This window comes from Hydrogenoanaerobacterium sp. (genome assembly GCF_032017025.1).
Taxonomy (GTDB): Bacteria; Bacillota; Clostridia; order Oscillospirales; family Ruminococcaceae; genus Hydrogenoanaerobacterium.
The window spans coordinates 81,170-101,199 of sequence record NZ_DALZQO010000010.1; the positions used below are offsets into that span (position 1 = coordinate 81,170).

A 20,030-nucleotide genomic window follows, 5' to 3' on the forward strand; every position below is an offset into this window, starting at 1 on the left:
TTATAATGATTTATCCGGATAACAGCTGCTGTCCTTTGTGCCCCAAACAGACCCATGTACACGAAGTGCAAGGAAGCGTTGAAATTGCACAACGCAATAAAGACCCACACAACCACCGCTTTGCAACGGTTTCAGGTCAGGAAATCCTTTTCGGAAACGGCGACCATTTCCATGAGGTGAAATTCCGTACCGATTTTTATGAAGATCACTTTCATGAATTTTTTGGCAGAACCTCCGGCGTTATTCCGGTGGGCGACAGGCATGTTCACTTCTTGCAATCTGAAACAACCGAGAACGACAAGCACCAGCACGATTTTAGGCTGTCGACGTTTATTCAAGACCCAATTGGGGACTAATATACACTGCAAAAAGACGACCTCCCGTGTTGGAAGGTCGTCTTTTCTTTATCGGATTTGCTGTTTACTTATATGTTCTGTTGCTTGCTCCCCACCTTTTTTACAACAAATAGACTGAATGAATATGCCGTTATGCAGCTGAAAGAAATACTCTAAAGTATAAATATTGAAAAAAGATAGATAATAGATAAGAATAAATTTTGAGAAAAATATACAAATTAAACCATGTTACACGAAACTATATTCATTCTAATAAGGTTTTTACTCATGAGCTAAAAGGTAATACAATACAAATTATTGATGCATAACGGAGGTATGAAAAATGGGGGACATGTTTTGTTTCCAATGCCAGCAAACTGCACATAACACAGGATGTGAAGGAAAGGCCGGTGTTTGTGGAAAAAAGGCTGATACTGCAAATTATCAAGATGATTTAACTGCAGCGCTAATTGGTCTTGCAAGGGCGGTAAAATCAGAAAAGACAACAAAAGCAGCAGATGAGCTGATGATGAAAGGGCTGTTTACCACTGTCACCAATGTAAATTTTTATAATGAAACGATAAATAAGCTTACCGCGCAAATTAATCAAGAAAAAGACAGTATTGCAAAAGGAACAAAAAATTACGATGTGAAGAAGATATGGGATGACGATGAGGATATTCGTTCTTTAAAATCTTTAATACTGTTTGGTTTACGTGGCATAGCTGCCTATGCTTATCATGCATTTGTGCTTGGGTTTACAGATTCTGAAGTAACTAATTTCTTTTATGAAGGAATGTATGCAATCGGTGAAGATTACGGAATGGACAAGCTGCTTTCGCTTGTTTTAAAAACAGGCGAAGCAAACTATAAGTGCATGGAGCTTCTTGACAAAGCAAATACCGAAAGCTATGGTACACCTGTACCAACAGAGGTTCCCCTCACGATTGAGAAAGGCCCCTTTATTGTTGTAAGTGGCCATGATCTTCACGATTTAAAACTTTTGCTTGAACAAACAAAAGATAAGGGCATCAACATTTACACACATAGTGAGATGTTGCCCGCTCATGGATATCCAAAACTAAAAGAGTATCCACATCTGAAAGGCAACTTTGGAACAGCATGGCAAAGCCAACAGTCGGAATTTCATAATATTCCGGCACCAATTTTGTTTACCACAAACTGTTTAATGCCAATACGCCAAAGCTATGCAGATAGGGTTTTTACCACCTCTGTCGTATCCTATCCGGAGCTTGTGCATATCGGAGAGGACAAAGATTTTTCCCCCGTTATTGAAAAAGCATTGGAGTGCGGAGGATACGATGAAAATCACCCTATGACAGGCATCAACGGTGGTACCACAGTAACCACGGGGTTTGCACATGGAACGGTGCTATCGGTTGCCGGCAAAGTAATAGACCTTGTTAAAAAAGAAAAGATAAAACATTTCTTTTTGATTGGTGGCTGCGACGGTGCAGCCCCTGGTAGAAGCTACTATACCGAGTTTGCAAAGAAAACACCAATGGATACTATTATTCTTACTATTGCTTGTGGTAAATACCGCTTAAACGATTTGAAATTAGGAGAAATTGAAGGTTTACCTAGAATTATGGATATGGGGCAATGTAACGATGCTTATAGTGCCATTAAAGTTGCTCTTGCCCTGGCAGATGCCTTTGAATGTGGAGTGAATGACTTGCCGCTTTCACTGGTTCTTTCTTGGTACGAGCAAAAAGCGGTTGCCATATTGCTTACTCTTTTGTATCTTGGAATCAAAAATATCTATTTAGGGCCAACACTGCCTGCATTTGTTTCTCCAAATGTTTTAAAGGTTTTGGTTGAAAACTACAACATCACACCTATCAGCACTCCAGAAGAAGATTTAGCAAAAATACTTGGATAAATGACGAACCGCCGGCAAAATGCCGGCGGTTTATTTTCTTTACCGTCCTTCTGCAACACTTGGCCGGCAGATACTCGCTATGTAGCTGCCGAAAAAGCAATATCGATTATGAACTGAATTTGGCTGTTGGCTCTTTGCTTTGTTTTAATATTTGCTGAGCACCGGCTTTTGGTTTAAATCAATATCCGCATCCGCTGTATCGTTATCCACCTCAGCGTCATAAGTCATTGCTTCTTTGCCCGCACTGTTCTTCAGCTTAAACCTACCCACAAGCTGCTTTAACATTTGAGCCTGTCCGCTGAGTTCTTCGCTTGCCGCTGCACTTTCTTCTGCCGTAGCGGAGTTTGTTTGAACAACGCTGGATATCTGCTCTAAGCCTTGTGTTACCTGATTTGCCGCATCCGCCTGGTCGTTGGATGCCTGCGCAATCTCTCGAATCAATCCGGTGGTTTGTTTTGTGCTTACGACAATGCTTTGCAACGACTGCGCAGTCTGATCGGCAATTTTTCTTCCCTTTTCCACCGCAATGATTGAGCTTTCAATGAGCACGGTGGTGTTTTTCGCTGCCTCTGCACTCTTCCCTGCAAGATTTCGAACCTCGTCGGCCACTACGGCAAAGCCTTTACCCGCCGCACCTGCTCTGGCTGCTTCTACCGCTGCGTTAAGAGCAAGAATATTGGTTTGGAAGGCAATATCATCTATGGTTTTAATAATTTTACCAATTTGGGTGGATGTCTCGGTAATCTCCTCCATCGCCTTGATCATCTGCTGCATTTGCTCGTTGCCTTGTTCCACCTCTCGTCTGGATTCGGTGGAGATTCGGTTGGCACTCGTAGCATTTTCAGCATTTTGCTTGATCTGCGAAGAAATTTCGTTGATTGTTGCAGACAGTTCCTCAATGGAGCTTGCTTGTTCGGTTGCCCCCTGTGATAATGCCTGTGCCCCACTGGACACCTGATCTGAACCGCTTGCTACTTGATCGGATGACTCGTTTATTTGGCCCATCGCGTCGTTGAGCGAGCTTAGAATCTTTTTGATTGAAGTTTCGAGCGGAATCAAATCACCTTGGTACTCTTTTGTAACCAAAGTAGCAAAATTGCCATTTGCAATCTCATTCAAGTGGTAAGAAACATCTTCAATGGCATTGTTAAGGCTGGTGACGAATGATGCCAGCGAATTGAGCATAACGCCCGTTTCGTCCTTTGCCTTAGACTGCGCCACTGCCGTATGGAAATCGCCCTGTGATAATAGAACGAGCCTGTCCGCGCAGGTTTTAACAGGCTTTGAGATAGAGCGAGAAATAAACACCGCGAACACGATTGACAAAATAAAAGCTAAGCCATTTACCACTAAAATGATAACGATAGCAGACCGTGACAAATTAGACATCTGGGCTGAAACATTGCTGCCTATAGTACCCTTTAATTCGCTCAGTGCTTGCGCCGCATCTGCACATTGGTTTAAATAAGGCAGCGTTTCGTCTTGAAAAACCCGCATTGCCTCATCGTTGCTGTTAAAAAGGCCCAGCTGTATTACCTTGCTGTAATATTTTTCATACATCGGCAGGCTTTCATCAATCTTCGCAATCAGGGCAATCTCCTCCGGCGTTTGTGAAGATTCCTTCAGTTTGGCCAGAGATTCAGCCATTTTTTTCTTGACTTCGTCAATTTCTTTTATTGTTTTATCCAGCTTATTGTTATCTTTTAAAATGACAACATCGCGGACAAGGCCGCCGCTTTTGTTTAAATAAGCATTAAACGCACCGATATCACCTTGAGAAAGGCCATGGGTTACCAAAGCATCGCTGTATTCGCCGTCTATTCTAATTATCTGCACAAGCCCCACAAATACCGCCATGCTTGATATAATTGCCATAGTAACAAATGCCACAATCAACTTCGTACCAATTTTTAAGTTCTTCAGCATAAAACAAGCACCCTCCTACAATTTGTTTCCTGTTAATACCGCAACCCCTATGCTTCGTTTTCAGTTTTACCGATGTCTAAGCACCTTCTTTTTCCTTAGGCTGCTGTGCATAAAAGCGGCCTAGTTGACATATCCTTCCTGCCCGGTCTTTGCCCCGTCACCATAGATGCTATTTCGAGCTTTTTAGTCAAAATTATACCTTTTCTTTTATATCGACAAAAAATGAAAATAGTTTAGAAAAAAGCAGTAGATTTTATGGCACAGCAAAACACGGTACGTGCAAGCCCACCGCACCAACGCTTGCTGATAATGCCTGAGAGCATGACTGCACTTTTGGATACTCCTTGCTTTACATCATAAATCTTTTTGCGGCTATACTAATTATATCTTATTTTGTAAGGAGTTTTTTTAATGCAGCCACAAGAAAAGAACGTATTCCCCCCTCAACACCAAAACCAGCAGCCCGGTAAGGAATCGGACATGAACCCAGCACCCCAATACGACAATCCAAACTACAAAGCTGCCGGAAAGCTACAAGGCAAGGTTGCCGTTATTACCGGAGGAGACAGTGGTATTGGCCGCGCTACCGCTGTTGCATTTGCAAAAGAAGGGGCAGATGTTGCAATTGTTTATTTAAACGAGAACTGCGATGCGGAGCAGACTGTTGCAGCCGTAACAAATCTTGGACGCAAATGCATAAGAATTGCGGGCGACTTGAAAAATGAGCAAACAGCAGTTGATGCCGTGGCACAAGTTGTCCGGGAGCTTGGCCGCCTAGATATTCTCATTAATAATGCAGCTGTACAATATCCTCAGAACAGTATCAGTGATATTACAAAAGATCAACTTTTGCATACCTTTGAAAGCAACTTTTTCTCTTACTTTTTTATGACCAAAGCAGCCCTGCCCCATTTATCCTTCGGGGCGGCTATTATCAACACCACATCCATCACAGCATTCGAAGGCAACCCCACCTTAATCGATTACTCTGCTACAAAGGGGGCAATTGTTTCTTTTACCCGTTCTATGGCTTTATCCCTTGTAAAACAAGGAATCCGAGTTAACGCGGTTGCACCCGGCCCTGTTTGGACGCCCTTAATTGTATCCAGCTTCTCTGCTGAAAAGGTGCAAACCTTTGGATCAACCACACCGATGCAACGAGCGGCACAGCCCTTTGAACTTGCACCAATTTATGTGTTTTTAGCCTGTGAGGATTCTTCTGATATTTCCGGACAGGTGTTCCATGTAAACAGCGGCACTGTGATTAATTAGAGTTATATCAATTATCGTATGCCCTTAAGATTAGTCACTGCATTAATGGAAGGCTTTCGAATTTTACTTGCTCATGATTTCCACACCTCAAAAAGTAAATTATGTGCTGTATCATAGTATAAACCAATACGAAAGCGGAGCCGTTAGGCTCCGCTTTCCATCAACTTGTTTTAAGTAGAAATTGTGCTCATAATCTTACTATTTATCAAAGCACTACACTAGAGTGTTCTCCCAGACCCAATTTCAAAATGGTATTTCACAATGCCAAGGTCAACCTTAGAATAAAAACCGCCCGTTGCTTTTGCCGTCACCGTATCCCCAGAGAGCGTGAAAATAAACTTCTGCTGGTTCGTTGCGGTCGGAGCAAGCATTGCCGCTTCCATTCCGTTTTTGAACCATTCGGGCACATTTCCGTTCGTTTCACACAAATCTGTCATAGGCTTGCTTTTATGGGCAACACCCTGCGTCTTTCCATATCCAAGTGCAAGAACGCAGCCGAGCTTTTCGCCGCTGTGGATTGTAACAGCTTTCTTTGCCGCGCCTTTGCTGAAAGTCATTGCAACCCAGCAGGTATTCAGACCGAGCATTTGAGCTTTTAGAGCAATGCGTTCGCCGTAATAGCCAGACTTTTCATCAAAATCTGCATCTTTTCTGCCTACAAGAGCAATGTAATTCTGCACTCCGCTGAATTTACCGTAATTCGCCATCATGCCCTCAAATGCTTTCGGCTCGTTTGCAACAAGTTGAATGTGAAATCCGCTTTCTTTGTTGCAGGCATCGATTTCTGCCTTAAGTGCGGCAAGAGTTTCGTTGTCGATTGCCTTGTCGATATAGTTTCTTACCGAATGACGATTTTTAATTGCAGTTAAAATATCCATAAACTAATTCCTCCGCTTATTGTTAAATAATTTTTTTCTGTGGCGAGAGAGCTTGATGCTATTTATTCCTCGCACCCTAATTGACTGCTGGGATAATCTGCCGCAGAAGCCCTTTGAATAACCTCATTTATATGGTTAACAAGCCTTGCAAGCTTATTCCACTCGGTTTCGTTGGCGTTCATATAGTAATAGTTCATCGTTCCTTTTCGCCGCATCGCTATAATTTTTGCATCCTTGAGTATTTGCAGATGATGCGATACAGCAGGCCGAGACAAATGGGTTTTGTTCGTTATTTCTCCTACACGCATTCCTACGCTTTCGTTTTGAAGAAGTGTAATGATTATGCTTTGTCTTGTTTCGTCTCCGATTGCAATGATTGCTTTGCGGCATTCTTCAAATTCTTTCGCTATATGCAATCGTGCTATTGAACACTCATCCATATGCCCACCTCCGTTCTATGGTTCAAATGTTTAAACTATTATATCATAACTTTTCGAAAAATATTTAATGGTAAAGAAATTCGAGACGAATAAAAACAAGAACGGAGACTCGTATCACTCACACAAGGCGGAGCACCACAGTTAAGAAACACCTTGCGCAAAACTAGTAGCGATAGAAAATACACCGTAATATTTGCGTTCCTTTACCCACAGGCGATCCTTGTGAGCTTCTCATCCTCTGCTATGATATAGCAATCGTTACAAGAGTTAATAATCCCATTTCTCATTTTTTTACTCCTATATACATTTTTTCTGTTTTTTTATTACACTTATTGAATTTGCCTATTTCTGATGATATAATTTTAGAAGAAAGAGGCGAATATTTTGAATAATGACTTTACTCCAGACGAAATAATTTTTATCTACAGACATTTCAAAAATGAATTAAGAAAAGTTGAACCATTAAGAAACAATCAACCCTCTGCCATCAATGGGCTGAATCGCGGAATTCTTGAGCCCATCGTTAAGAAACTTGAAGCCTTGTATCCAGCTCTTAGAGCCTTAGAATGTTAGCTGCCATAAAATAGCTCTTGTACTTACAGGGGCTATTTTATTTGTCTTCCCATTCCCCTTTTGCCATTTTGGCACTGTAAATCTACTATTTTGGCTGCGTTTTCTAAAATATTTCATTGCTGTTCACACTCCTACTCTTTTATTCTTGTATTCTTTACATGTCGTCTGTGTTCAGTTAATAATTTCTTTGTATCCTAATCATTAACATTACAATATGGGAGAGATTTACCGTGGGTTTCTTAACACAAATGCGCTATCGGCTTCAACAATGGATGTATGGGAGAAATGGCACCGACTTTTTATCTCGAGATTTAAATATACTGGCGCTATCGCTTATGATATTAGGTTCCTTGTTCAGATCTCACATTGTTTATTGGCTAGGCTTGCTGTTTTTCGCTGTAGCCTTTTATCGGATTTGCTCTCGTAATATTGCCAAAAGATCAGCTGAAAATAGTGCTTATCTCAGTTTAAGAAGTCAGTTTATAAATTGGTTTAAAAAGATTAAACAAAAATTTGTAAGCAGAAAGTACTATCGCTTTTACAAATGCTCTTCTTGCAAGCAAAAGCTTCGTGTTCCAAAAGGAAAAGGAAAGATAGAGATTACTTGCCCCAAATGCGGACTGCACTTTATAAAAAAGACATAGAACCAATATTAATTTAGTAGCAGAGGCAAATCCTCTGCTATTTTTAACGGTAGCTAACCATCTAAAAAAGGTGAACGTCTATTGACAGAGTGCAATAGACGTTCACCTTTTTTATTATACAGACAATCACCGGCTGTGTCGGCAGAGCGAAAAAAGCTTTCTGTGCTGTATCTACCAACAATACGTAAGTGTTTGGTGTGTCACTCCGAAGCAATTTTGCCAACTCAGTAAACATTGTTTTTCACTGCCTTTTTTATCGTGCCCCTCCATTACGGTTCAATAATTGCTTCCAATTCCGCCCGATTTAATAAAGTGATTCGCCTGTGGCCCTTCAGTTCAATCAGGCCTTCTTCCTGAAAAGCGGTTAATTTTCGGCTCAAGGTTTCCTGGCTCATACCCATTTGGGAGGCCAAGTCGCCTTTGGTAATGGTGAGCAGAATTTCATCCTTGCCTTCGGACAATTCAAGCAGCGCCTGCGCCAGCCGCTGTTCCACGGAATTGAGGCTGATAATTTCTATCAAATTTTCTACTTTTTCAAGGCGCTTACTCAGTTCATCCATAACCTTAAAGGCAATGAATGGGTATTTTACCATTAATTCTTTGAGCCTTTCACCCTTAATCACGCACATTGTAGTAGCTTTTAGCACCTCGGCGTTGTCGGTTAGGGGAAGAGAACTGAACAGAGAAAGCTCCCCCATAAAGTCACCGGGGCCGAGCACCCGAATGACCTGCTCCTTGCCGCTTGCGCTGAGCCTTGATATTTTCACCTGACCGGTATGCAGGACATATAGTTTGCCGCCGATATTACCGGGCGTATATACCATATCTCCCTTTTTGTAGCTTACGGCCTCGGTAATATGAGCAATTTCCAACATCTCGTCCTGTGACAGGCTACTGAATATCGGTACGCTTTCGATGCAGCTTGAATGGTTTTCATGGTGCTGGCAGCTTCCCATGCAGCACACCCCCTTATGACAGACCCTTATTTTTTAGATTTTCCATATCGCAGCAGGCGAACCGCATTGATGATGACCAGCAGCACAGACAGTTCGTGTACCAGCATGCCAAGGGATAAATTCACCGTTTTGAAAAGCACGCCTGCAAGCAGAAATGCTGCCACCAACAAAGCAAAACTTATGTTCTGCTTCATGTTGCGCACGGTTGCCCGGCTTAACCCAATCGCATAAGAAAGCTTTTTGATCTCCTCCGACATCAGCACAATATCAGCGGTTTCCATCGCAACATCACTGCCGACTCCTCCAATGGCAATTCCCAAGTCTGCCGATGCCAATGCAGGAGCATCGTTTACCCCGTCCCCTACCATGGCGACTCTTCCGTATTTCTCCTGAAGCTGGCTTAAAACTTTCACCTTATCCTCAGGAAGCAATTCGCTGAAATAATCGTCGAGCCCAGTTTGCTCAGCAATTGTCTTTGCGGCCCTTTGGTTATCACCGGTTAGCATAACAACCTGCTTGATGCCCTGTGTTCGGAGGGCTGAAACCAAAGCGCCCGCGTCCTCCCGCACAATATCTGATACGGATATGATGCCATAGATGCAATCTCGACTTCCAACAAGAATAGCCGTTTGCCCCTTTGTTTCCTCGCGTTGCAGGTAATCTTCTTTTTCTTGAAAGGTAATTCCATTGTTTTCGAACAATTTTCTGTTGCCAATATAATATTCTTTGTTGTCAAGGTTGAATTTTAATCCCTGGCCTGTGATGATCTCGGCATTTTCGGGCATTTGATTGATATCGCCGAGTTTTTCTGTTGCTTTCGCAATAATCGCTTTCCCCAGCGGATGCTCGGAATAGGATTCTCCAACAGCCGCAATCCGAAGCAGCTCATCCTCTTCGATACCATAGGCTTTTATCTTTGTCACGCTCGGCTTGCCAATGGTCAAGGTGCCGGTTTTATCAAAAGCCACAACCTTAACTGTTCCAAGCTTCTCCATGATTTCTCCGCCCTTCACGAGCACGCCATGCTTTGCGCCGTTTCCGATGCCGGCAACGATAGAAACAGGGGTGGAGATCACCAGTGCACCGGGGCATGCAATAACCAAAAGCGTCAATGCCAGCACGATGTCCTTTGTAATCAAATACATTATAATAGAAAACAGGATGATTGCCGGCGTATAGTAGCGCGAAAATTGCTCCAGAAACTTTTGTGTTTTTGCTTTTTTGTCTTGTGCTTCCTCAACCATCTGCAATATTCTTGCAAAGGTTGTGTCGTCGCCGACCTTGTCCGCACGTATCATCAAATACCCTGATTCGATGATGGTACCCGAAAAAACCGTTTCGTCAATCCCGTGATTGACCGGAATAGACTCGCCTGTAATCGCCGCCTGATTGACATAGGCGCTGCCTTCAATCACCGTACCGTCAACCGAGATTTTTTCTCCCGGCTTCACCACAACCAAATCTCCCTGCACGACTTCTTCGGGTGCAATTTCCATTTCAATGCCGTTTCTTTTTACTCTTGCTTTATCGGGTGCAAGGTCAAGCAGCGACTTGATGGAGGATCTGGTTTTTTCAATGGTTCTGGACTCCAGGTAATCACCCAACATAAATAAAAACGTGACTGCCGCGGCTTCCCAGTATTCACCGATGATAATTGCCCCAATCACTGCAATGGTGACCAGTGCGTCAATTCCCACAATGCGGTATCGCAAAGCCCCAATCGCTTTTTTAAAGATAGGGGTACCCGCAATTGCTGTTGTGGCCAACATAAAGAGAATGGTGATGATCGCATATCCAATCCACTCTTTCAGCAAAAAAGACACGGCCGCAAGGACACCCGATATAAAAACAATGTTTCTTTTTGTCAGCTTCAGCATTTGCAGCACCCCCTTTCATTACTTCTCGCCTAAAATCTTGTAGCCCAGCTTATCAATTTTGCTCTTGATTTCCTCTGAAGAAACCACTGCCTCATCAAAAGAAACCTTTACCCTTGAGGTGTTGAACAATACCTCAGAAGATGTGATGCCTGCTGTTTTTTTTAGCATTCCTTCGATTTTTACAATGCAACTCGGACAGGACACTGTTTCTAATTGGTATGTTTTGTTTGTCATAGGGATAGCCTCCTTTTTAATTTGTATCTTCAGTATACTGGGTTTTTCTTTTCAATTCTTTGACGTAGGTCAAAAAAGAAAATATTTCAGCATACATCCGATTAGCGCAATCAGTTCCCTATGAACGATATACCGCCAAGAGTGAAAAAGGAGTAACCACCACCGCCACTGTTTTTTGCCACATACATTGCCTTGTCCGCGCGGAACAAAAGGCTATCGGTATCTTTGGCATCTCCGGGAAACTGACTTATTCCAGCGCTGATGCTTACGCTAATCGGCGTTCCGTTATAGGTAATTGGCTCCGCTGCCGCTGTATGAATTCTCTTTACCAATTGAATAGCGTCGTCAAGTTCCTTTACATCTGTCTGCAGCACTACAAATTCATCACCGCCAAGCCTGCCGATTTGATCTGTGGCTCTGAGTACCTTCTGTACCTTCGTGGCTACATGGCGTAGCACAACATCTCCCGCTTCGTGTCCATAATGGTCGTTAATGTATTTAAATCGATCAATATCAAACAGCATCACGGCAAATTGAGCCCCATTGCGTACAGAACGCTGAATTTCCTGCTCCAACTGCATGATTAAGCTGCCTCGGTTCTGTATACTGGTCAGGGCATCATACCTGGCAAGCCAGGTTATTTTTGCTTCCTGCTCCTTCCGCTTCGTAATATCTCGAATAATGTGAATGCGAAGTGGGCCTTGTTCCGTATTTACGCCCCTTGCGCTTACCTCAACGGGGAATGACGAACCATCGCTTCGCACATGAAGACCTTCAAATACAATCCCCTTTATCTCAGCCTGCTGCATTTGTTCCTTATAATCAGCAATCATTGAGGGATGGCGGATATCCTGTATTTTTTTTGACAGAAGCTGCTCTTTCGTGTATCCATATTTCTCCTGGGCACGCTGATTGGAATCAACGATTTGCCCTTCCAGATTGATATATAGAATAATATCCTGTGCGTTTTCAAAAAGAATCCTATGTATTTTAAGCGCTTCTTCCGTCTTCTTTTGGGCTGTTGTCTCCAAAAACAGGGTAATGACGGTTTCATTGGAAGGGTGGAATGCGCTGACTTGAAAGTATCTGTTGCTAATCTCAAAACAGTATTCAAACTGGACGATACCTTCTTCCTTTTGCAAGCTATTGTGGATATTTACCCAATTCTCATCCGAAACATTTAGCACCTGCTTGAGTGTTTTTTCGATTGTTTCTGAACGCAATATACCGGTTAAAACTTCAAACTGCTTGTTCACTTCAAGAAATTGATAATCACAAGGCTGATTATTTTCATCCCTGAGTATAGCAAACAGCGCATAGCCTTCCAGCATTGCATCGTAAATATTTTCATAGCAAAAAAATTTATTTGTTTTTTCTAGCATTTAACCTCAGTCCTTCTCGAAAGATACTCATACCCCATCGCTATTCGCTTTGGAGCTGGCTTGTAAAAAAAGTCCGCCGATTTGTTACCAACTGATCGGCGGACAACGCTCAGATATTCTGCCATAAATAGCTCGATATCGTCTTCAATTGTACCGATTACAGTATTCACAGGCCGTTAGTCTCTGCAATCTTTATCACTCTAATCTTGCGCACCTTTTAATCTACATTTAAAAAACATTTTCCATAATTCCAACAATTCTTCTTTTGAAGGCTGCCAGTTTTCAAATACAACATTAAAAGTATGGTTGTTTACAAATTTCCAATAGTATGAAGCGGCTTGTTCAAAGTCAATTCCAATAATCTTTTTCTGCATACACTCATGAAGAATATGATTGACAGCCCTGCACTTTGCCTCATGGGTGCTCTTTAGGAACACTGCCACCTCATCCTGCAGCTCCTTGGGACAGAAAAGGGAGTACCGAAAGAAAAACTTTGTTTCTTCAAAGTGTGTAACAGCAAAGTTTATATTCATACTAAAAATCGAGTACAGCTGCATTTCAGGAGGCAATGAGCTTAAAAGATTATGATTTGATTTGGTCTCCTGTACAAGCTGAGCAAGCAATGCTTCCGTTACTGCAAGGAATAAGCCTTTTTTCGAGCCAAAAAAGTTATACAAGGTAGGGGGATCTATCTCTGCCTCTTTGCATATTTTCCGAATGCTTGTTGCATCGTAACCAATATTTAAAAACAGTTTAAATGCAATCCGCTGTATATAATCTTTTTTATCAAGAAACTCCACTTTATCCCTTATCTCCTCACGTGCAATTATTATCGAAAGTTAAAAAAATTAAAGTCTGTTTTAACGATCGTTAAGCATGTTTTAAGTGTATAATAAAATAATCAAAAAATCAATAACATTTAAACAATTTGACAAATAACCGGGCATATCAACAATTACCGCAACTTATAAATTCGTCGTAAGTTTTAGATTGTAGCGATGGTCTGCCCAGAGATAGCAATGAGGCTGAATCGCAACAAGCAAATTGTTTGTTCCGTTTGTATTTTACAAGCATTTTCATGTTTTCCTGCAAACAAAAAAGAACCGAAGATCTGAGGAAATTATCCTCGTTCTCCGGCTTTTTTACTGTTTACCTATTTAGCTGTAATTAGTTTAAAAACTTTTTCACTGCAATTCTTAAATACAAAAATGGCCATTGTGTAAGTTCAAATACACTGATACACCTAAAAACAGCAAATGACATCTCAAAACCGATATCCTTATGAACGGACTTCGTGCATTTACTGTGCATGGAGGATATTCCCTATAACACCTTTTCATCTGATTTATTCTCACATGTATGTTATAACCGCTTTGTCGAATTTTTTCTTTTTTAATACTGGACAAGATACGTTTATTGATGTATAGCATATTCTATAAATGGGCAAAAACATGAATTTCTTATTTGGAGGTTAAAATTATGGCTATTATAAATAAACTGGAAAATATAGCAAGCGTAATTTATGACGGAAGTACGATCAACAGCAATGCTGCTGATACTATTCTATTGCTTGCGCCCACCATTGAAAAAAGCGTAGATAAGTTAACTGCCGGTATCGGCGATACCCTGACCTATACGGTGACTATTACCAATCTTGGGCTTAGTGCAATAAACAGTCTGCCATTTACTGATGTTTTGCCTGCCGGTAGCACCTATGTAAGTAATTCATTTAAAGTAAACGATGTTGCAGAGACTCCTACCATCACAGCCAACACCTTAACCTACACCATTCCAACAATAGCGCCACTTGGAGCCGCTAATATACAGTTTCAAGCTGAAGCCGTCGGAGGGATTATTTAACCGTATTAAAATAAACAATCAGTGCCGGTTTTGCTGGAAGTGCGTTTATCCTTTTTGCCGATCTATAATTTGGTTATTTCCCTTGATCAATAGCTCTCATGTTATGTTCCAGGGAAAATTTATCTACAGCAACAAGACTGAATCGTATATTATTCGTTGTATTAACATTGAGTAGTATGAATTAAACGAGCAATATGCCTACGAGGTATATTGCTCGTTATTCAATTTAAAGGTAGAGATTATACGCATTATAGGTAGTTCACTTTTCTGTTCTTTTTACAGGTATACATTTTCTCATCGGCTTCTTGGAATAATAGTAAAATATCCCTCTGTTCACTCTTACTATAAATGCTATACCCATATGAAATATTGGGTATCATAGGATCTGCTTCCCTTGCTTTTTTTAAAGATTGCAGCATAATTTCAATGCTTTCATGTATGGCATCTTCGCAAATATTTGGGGCAAGAACGCAAAATTCATCTCCACCTATACGATAGCACCACCCTTTTTCCTTAAAACTGTTTTTAATAATCCCTGCCGCTGTTTTAAGACAATAGTCTCCCTTGGCATGACCGTATGTATCATTTATTTTTTTAAACTCATCTAAATCAAACAAAATGATAACCGCATGATCTGTTTCCCTTAGTTTTTCCAGCCTGTTCTCAAACGACTGTCGATTTAACAGCCCAGTGACGATATCATATTTAAATTGCGATTCACGCTGAAAAAGATAGTACATAACAAGAACCAGGGTAACACAATGCCAGGTAGAGTGTATAAAAGGAAATAAGATTTGAACGGTTGTTCCGATGAAAATAATGGCATACAACATCACTAAAAAGGCACGTTCGGTATCTTGAAATTGCAAAGATTGGTGATGGTTGGAAATCATCAATAAAAGTATGCCAAAGAGGTATGTTATGATATAAACACCAAAAAGCGGTCCTCTCGTATATTGATTATGCATTGAAACAAAAAAAACCCATCCAGTCCATGCAGAAGAAATTAAAAGCACAAAATTCAATGCAATAGGTATGCAGATGTACTTTATTTTTCCGTATAGTTTCTCATCAAAAATCACGGCCAGCAGGACAGGAATACATGTTGAAAGTGAGAATCCGACTATATTAGCAATTATGTTCGGGATACGAAATGCCTCCCCAAGTACATCCAACACACTGGTAGATATTTCGGCAATTATCACAATAACGGTTAAAATAATCACTGTAACATATGTATTTGCTTTTTCGACAGACATAGCTGTGTTTTTTAGAACTAGGTATAATAGAATTAGGAGCATAAGTATATTGATTATACTACTTGTAATTAACGTAAGGATAGGATTATGCAATTTACTTTCCCCCATGGTTTAGAATATAAGTAATCCACAACTCAATATAAATATATCTCATTTATGCATCTAAGTAAATAACTTTGGGTAAAGTCCCAACGAAAAAAGCGAAGGCGAAGCCTCGCTTTTTCTTATGGGGATGCAAGCATATTTTTAACAGATTATTCTCATAATCTCCCAGTTAAAGATGTGAGTCACCATGTTTAAATAAATAACACAATTAACTGTGCTATTTTAAATTTATTGTAAGACCTACGCCCACTTCGTGTATTGGAATATAATGATTCATTTCTGCTTTAACTTTAAAGGATACACAATGACAAGGATATAATTCTTTGATTCCATTATCCACTAAATATTGAATCGTATTATTTGATTTCATGTCTATATCAAATAGATGAAAACCGCCGATTACTCCCAAAACATTATGATTGTGGCATACTTCTTTCGCATATTCAATTATGTTGCAAATACCACTATGGGAACATCCAGTTATGATAAAAAGCCCATTCTTGCTATTATAAACCAATGCTGAGTCATCGAGCACATAATCATTGATAAAAGCATCTCCGACTTTTTGCTGGCCAATTGCTTCCCGTGTTTCAAAAGCATGAACAGTTGGGATCTCCCCCAGAAAAACAATTTTTTCACTGATCGATATCGGTGCTTTTGATAAAAGCAAATTGCCTAATGAACTTATTTCCTCTTCGCATAAATTAGATCCAATATATTCTTCACCAAATACTTTTTCTCTAAATGCATCGGGATGGGCAATGAGTTCAACCTGAGATAGATCATATTGATTTCCAAGATATTTGAGGCCACCTGTATGATCATTATGGCCGTGAGAAATCACAATTTTAGAAAGCGTGTTGAAATCTATATGAAGCGCTTGAGCATTCCGAATAAACAAGTCTGAATAGCCTACATCAAATAGTATTTTTTCATTACCATCCTCAATATAGTAGCTAACAGCTGGCTCGCCTAGATAATACTGGTCTATATAAGTATTGTTATCCACTAAAACCGTTAGTTTCATAGCATCCCTCCTCAATATATCAGCAAAAATTAAGAATATGTGTGAAGAATAGAAAGATGGCTGACGTATTAGAGAATTACTCCCCATTGTATTACCTTTACTTCACTTAACCTAATAAAACTATACCCTATCTAAATATCGAAGTAAATAGCAAAAAAGCGGAGCCGTTAAGCTCCGCCTATTTCTCCAACTCAGTTTTTTATTTTCTTCGGCTAAAAAGGGAAACATTTTTACGCCATAACGAATATGATATTTTATAAGATTAGGAAAGGAATGAGCAATATGCATCATTGTAGGCGAAGCCCATGCCATAGCTATATTCAAACTTCAAAGAATTCCAAGTTTCCAGAACAGCTTATCAAATTTAATGATTACGGGCCAGAGCCGTTTGCAGTTAATATCGATAAGGTTACTAAACGAAATAATAACTTTCGTACAACTTTATGGACAGGCGGCAACTTACAACTTACATTAATGAGCATCAATGTTGGACAGGACATAGGTTTAGAAGTTCATCCCACGGTTGACCAATTCTTACGCATTGAAGACGGTCAAGGTTTTGTTAAAATTGGGGACAGTGAACACCATTTAGATTTTCAAAAAAAAGTCTATGATGGTTATGCAATTATGATACCTGCCGGGAAATGGCATAATATAATAAATACGGGCAATAGACCGCTTAAATTATATACTATTTATGCTCCACCCGAACATCCTCACGGTACAATTCATGAAACAAAAGAAATTGCGCAGGCTGCTGAATAATATTCAAAATAAAAAGCCGAGGACGAATAAACGTCCCCGGCTTTTCCTTTATCCATTCGTATTTTTGTACCAGCCCAGCTATGCCCCTAATTATACCCTTTGCCACATCCAGCTGCCCCTATAGCTCCTTACAGCATTGGCACTCTGCCACCCCGCCCAAAGCTGACGCGGTAGCGTCCTAAATGAGCGGCTTAAAGCGCTTCAAAAACCTCTCAAAATTACCTGAAGAAACTCAACAAGAAGCCAAGAAGCTATTCAATTTTTTGTGAAAAAGACCGTTTAATGCAATGAAAAGCTTGAAATCATCGTCAATTTAGAGAGATTATTGAGCAAAGAGAAATCCGAATCAACCGCATCAGTAAGCGATTTCAGCCTACCTTTGGGCTGTTCGGATAATAGTGCGAGCTCCGCCGTATTAAGATATCATGTGACTTTCTAATTGGGATTTGAACTATTATGCACCATAGGTTATGCTCATAACAGGAAGCTTAGTTCATTGGAACATATATATCCATATAATGAATACCGTCTACATCATATTCTTCCTCAAAGGCAAGCCTATTTTCCCAAGATGATGTTTTAGCAAATTCGAAAAGCGTATGGTATGCTTTCGGAATATTATTAAAAGAATCACTATGTGGGTCGGTTATGGTTATTGTTGCATATGTGTCGGTGTTAATATATGCAAGTTCTGTTCCCTCACACTTAGGGGTAAAATCTTCCGGGATTACATATGCACAAACATATCCTCGCAACCCAAATTTTTGTTGCTGCTCCTCTGTAACAAATGGGAAATCCCAACCAATTCTTCTCTTTTTGTATGTTGTGCAATCAAGTAATCCACTCTTTTTCGCCCAATTATCCATATAGGATATAACAATTTCTTCAGGAGAAGGGCTTATAACAACATATCTCGCTACCTTGAATCTTTCCAGTGTAACTGTCCTGATTTCACTATAAATACTGTTTTCCATTAAATATTCCTCCTTCATATTATATAAATAATTCCCGTTTAAAAACTGCTCGACAAATTTAACTTTGTCTGTTTCTTTCTTTTGTATTTCATTAGCTTAATAAACATAATGGGCAGTTCACGTTTTCCTTCGAATTTGCCTACTGTGCTCATTTAAGATTGTACTGATGGGCCCCTAAATATAACGCCGTACTTTATTCATATAATTTTTGTACTCTCCCCCAAATTTCTTTATGCACCATCTTTCTTCAGACAGAATAATCCAATGCGCTGATATTTGAAAAACTATCAGCATCGCTAGTAACAGCAACGACTGGGTAAGCAGTACACAGCCAAAAAAATAAATAAAATATGCCAGATACATGGGGTTACGGGAAATCCGGTATAATCCTTTGAGATTGATGCCATTCTCCGCAGGTTTTGCAAAATCAGATACGGACACAAGACACAGCAACACTCCTAATCCATATATCGCTAAACCCGCATAAAACCAATATGGAGCAGTCGTAATCTTAAGGAAGAATAAATATACAAAAATCAGGATGTTTGAAATCTGATAAAACCAGTATGCTGCTTTTTCTTTTCCAATCAGCGGAGCGAAAAAAGCCGCACGTTTTAACCCTTCCTTGTTTAATATGCTTAAAAGTCCAAATCTTATCAGTACAAATGGAATTAGCAAAAGAAATCCGTTCATTTTATCTCCTCGTACCTAACTTACCAATTATATAAATAATCCTTGTTTCAGCTTATCACGAAAAAAACAAAAAGTCATGTATGAGTTCAAATCCCATACATGACTTTTTAGTGGTGGACGTAATTGTGTCATATCCGAACACGGTGACGTTGCTGTGTTCTTTCGTAAAGGGTTGCTACTTATGGTGTCAACGATATAAATTTATCCATTATTTAATCATGTTGTATGAATGTTCCACCGCGCCCAATTGTTAATTTACGCGGTTTTTGATTTTTTCATTGTCAATTCCTATTTCTTTCAAAATGTAATATTGTAATACTGCAAGTAATATTCCGTTCACAACCAATAGATTTAGTGATGATTACGATTTTCCATCCCACTGTTTTGCAATGAGCTATACCATTTCACCAGATCTTGAAGATGAGTCTTTCTCAGTTCGTGAGTAGCAGTGGAGATAGACCTCGTAAAAAACATCGTAATCCAATGGAACCGCAAGCTATCAGTGACTGCTGTGTAGTCGGTATCATTGGAGGTGCACATTCACCTGAATAATACTAGACTCCTTCCTATTGTTTATATTTATTAATTGAAACTTAGACTTTACTATGGTAAACTTATTTTATCTATTTGCCGAGTATAACTTTTTTGAAACGGTAGTGGGGAAATTTAACTCTCTGCTCTGGAAACGAATTCGTATTTGATTAATTCGCATTAGGCGGATACGCATAATGAAAATCTTTCTTTGAAAAATAAGGGGGAACAATTTGATTATAAAAGATAACAAGCAATTCAATATGTTTCCCTCACATGTGGGGCTGAGAAAATATATTCAATATTACAACATCGTATTTCCATCGAATGATACATTTACAGCACAATATACGCTTATGCCTAACGCTTGCGGAACATTGTCGCTTGCTTTTGACG

At 40.1% G+C, this 20,030-nt stretch carries 19 protein-coding genes; 7 read left to right on the top strand and 12 right to left on the bottom strand.

The genetic code is table 11. The features are described 5' to 3' along the window. Positions 1-5 precede the first annotated feature (5 nt). On the top strand, positions 6-356 hold the full coding sequence (locus tag RTV33_RS07985; RefSeq protein ID WP_312643248.1) for a YmaF family protein: 351 nt from the start codon (positions 6-8) through the stop codon (positions 354-356). 322 nt (positions 357-678) lie between these two features. Next, complete coding sequence (hcp, locus tag RTV33_RS07990; protein WP_312643250.1) at positions 679-2,238, top strand: hydroxylamine reductase; 1,560 nt, start codon at positions 679-681, stop codon at positions 2,236-2,238. 144 nt (positions 2,239-2,382) lie between these two features. On the opposite strand, the gene RTV33_RS07995 is transcribed toward hcp, so the two are convergent. Further along, positions 2,383-4,164, bottom strand: coding sequence for a methyl-accepting chemotaxis protein (locus RTV33_RS07995; protein ID WP_312643252.1), 1,782 nt, complete (start codon positions 4,162-4,164; stop codon positions 2,383-2,385). Positions 4,165-4,575: 411 nt separating this feature from the next. Between RTV33_RS07995 and RTV33_RS08000 the strand changes: the two genes are divergently transcribed. After that, on the top strand, positions 4,576-5,436 hold the full coding sequence (locus RTV33_RS08000) for an SDR family oxidoreductase (RefSeq protein WP_312643253.1): 861 nt from the start codon (positions 4,576-4,578) through the stop codon (positions 5,434-5,436). Between the two features lie 218 nt (positions 5,437-5,654). Here the strand turns inward: RTV33_RS08000 and RTV33_RS08005 are convergent, their stop codons facing one another. Together RTV33_RS08005 and RTV33_RS08010 are read right to left on the bottom strand one after the other, a co-directional pair. Next, complete coding sequence (locus RTV33_RS08005; RefSeq protein ID WP_312643256.1) at positions 5,655-6,314, bottom strand: nitroreductase family protein; 660 nt, start codon at positions 6,312-6,314, stop codon at positions 5,655-5,657. Between the two features lie 62 nt (positions 6,315-6,376). Further along, positions 6,377-6,754 carry a metalloregulator ArsR/SmtB family transcription factor gene (locus RTV33_RS08010; RefSeq protein ID WP_312643258.1) on the bottom strand — a complete coding sequence of 126 codons (378 nt, stop codon included), beginning with the start codon at positions 6,752-6,754 and terminating at the stop codon, positions 6,377-6,379. Positions 6,755-7,138: 384 nt separating this feature from the next. On the opposite strand from RTV33_RS08010, the gene RTV33_RS08015 reads away from it, so the two are divergent. Next, the gene (locus RTV33_RS08015) at positions 7,139-7,327 is read left to right on the top strand and encodes a hypothetical protein (RefSeq protein WP_312643260.1); all 189 of its coding nucleotides are present in this window, start codon (positions 7,139-7,141) and stop codon (positions 7,325-7,327) included. 230 nt (positions 7,328-7,557) lie between these two features. Beyond that, positions 7,558-7,971, top strand: a complete 414-nt coding sequence (locus RTV33_RS08020; RefSeq protein WP_312643262.1) for a hypothetical protein — start codon at positions 7,558-7,560, stop codon at positions 7,969-7,971. Positions 7,972-8,240: 269 nt separating this feature from the next. On the opposite strand, the gene RTV33_RS08025 is transcribed toward RTV33_RS08020, so the two are convergent. The 5 genes from RTV33_RS08025 to RTV33_RS08045 form a co-directional block, all read right to left on the bottom strand. Beyond that, positions 8,241-8,927, bottom strand: coding sequence for a Crp/Fnr family transcriptional regulator (locus RTV33_RS08025; RefSeq protein WP_312643264.1), 687 nt, complete (start codon positions 8,925-8,927; stop codon positions 8,241-8,243). A gap of 26 nt (positions 8,928-8,953) precedes the next feature. Then, on the bottom strand, positions 8,954-10,804 hold the full coding sequence (locus RTV33_RS08030; RefSeq protein ID WP_312643266.1) for a cation-translocating P-type ATPase: 1,851 nt from the start codon (positions 10,802-10,804) through the stop codon (positions 8,954-8,956). Between the two features lie 18 nt (positions 10,805-10,822). Further along, complete coding sequence (locus tag RTV33_RS08035) at positions 10,823-11,038, bottom strand: cation transporter (protein ID WP_312643268.1); 216 nt, start codon at positions 11,036-11,038, stop codon at positions 10,823-10,825. Between the two features lie 110 nt (positions 11,039-11,148). After that, positions 11,149-12,420: a sensor domain-containing diguanylate cyclase gene (locus tag RTV33_RS08040; RefSeq protein ID WP_312643269.1), complete on the bottom strand. Its 1,272-nt coding sequence runs from the start codon at positions 12,418-12,420 to the stop codon at positions 11,149-11,151. 200 nt (positions 12,421-12,620) lie between these two features. After that, positions 12,621-13,220, bottom strand: coding sequence for a TetR/AcrR family transcriptional regulator (locus tag RTV33_RS08045; RefSeq protein WP_312643270.1), 600 nt, complete (start codon positions 13,218-13,220; stop codon positions 12,621-12,623). Positions 13,221-13,899: 679 nt separating this feature from the next. Between RTV33_RS08045 and RTV33_RS08050 the strand changes: the two genes are divergently transcribed. Beyond that, positions 13,900-14,280, top strand: a complete 381-nt coding sequence (locus RTV33_RS08050) for a DUF11 domain-containing protein (RefSeq protein ID WP_312643271.1) — start codon at positions 13,900-13,902, stop codon at positions 14,278-14,280. Between the two features lie 248 nt (positions 14,281-14,528). Here RTV33_RS08050 and RTV33_RS08055 read toward each other — a convergent pair whose 3' ends face one another. Together RTV33_RS08055 and RTV33_RS08060 are read right to left on the bottom strand one after the other, a co-directional pair. After that, on the bottom strand, positions 14,529-15,539 hold the full coding sequence (locus RTV33_RS08055) for a GGDEF domain-containing protein (protein WP_312643272.1): 1,011 nt from the start codon (positions 15,537-15,539) through the stop codon (positions 14,529-14,531). Between the two features lie 322 nt (positions 15,540-15,861). Beyond that, positions 15,862-16,671: an MBL fold metallo-hydrolase gene (locus RTV33_RS08060; RefSeq protein ID WP_312643273.1), complete on the bottom strand. Its 810-nt coding sequence runs from the start codon at positions 16,669-16,671 to the stop codon at positions 15,862-15,864. 273 nt (positions 16,672-16,944) lie between these two features. Here RTV33_RS08060 and RTV33_RS08065 point away from each other — a divergent pair, with 273 nt between their 5' ends. Then, positions 16,945-17,436, top strand: coding sequence for a cupin domain-containing protein (locus tag RTV33_RS08065; protein ID WP_312643274.1), 492 nt, complete (start codon positions 16,945-16,947; stop codon positions 17,434-17,436). A 488-nt stretch (positions 17,437-17,924) separates the two neighbouring features. On the opposite strand, the gene RTV33_RS08070 is transcribed toward RTV33_RS08065, so the two are convergent. Together RTV33_RS08070 and RTV33_RS08075 are read right to left on the bottom strand one after the other, a co-directional pair. Next, positions 17,925-18,410, bottom strand: a complete 486-nt coding sequence (locus RTV33_RS08070; RefSeq protein WP_312643275.1) for a hypothetical protein — start codon at positions 18,408-18,410, stop codon at positions 17,925-17,927. A gap of 174 nt (positions 18,411-18,584) precedes the next feature. Further along, complete coding sequence (locus RTV33_RS08075; protein WP_312643277.1) at positions 18,585-19,103, bottom strand: methyltransferase; 519 nt, start codon at positions 19,101-19,103, stop codon at positions 18,585-18,587. Positions 19,104-20,030 lie beyond the last annotated feature (927 nt).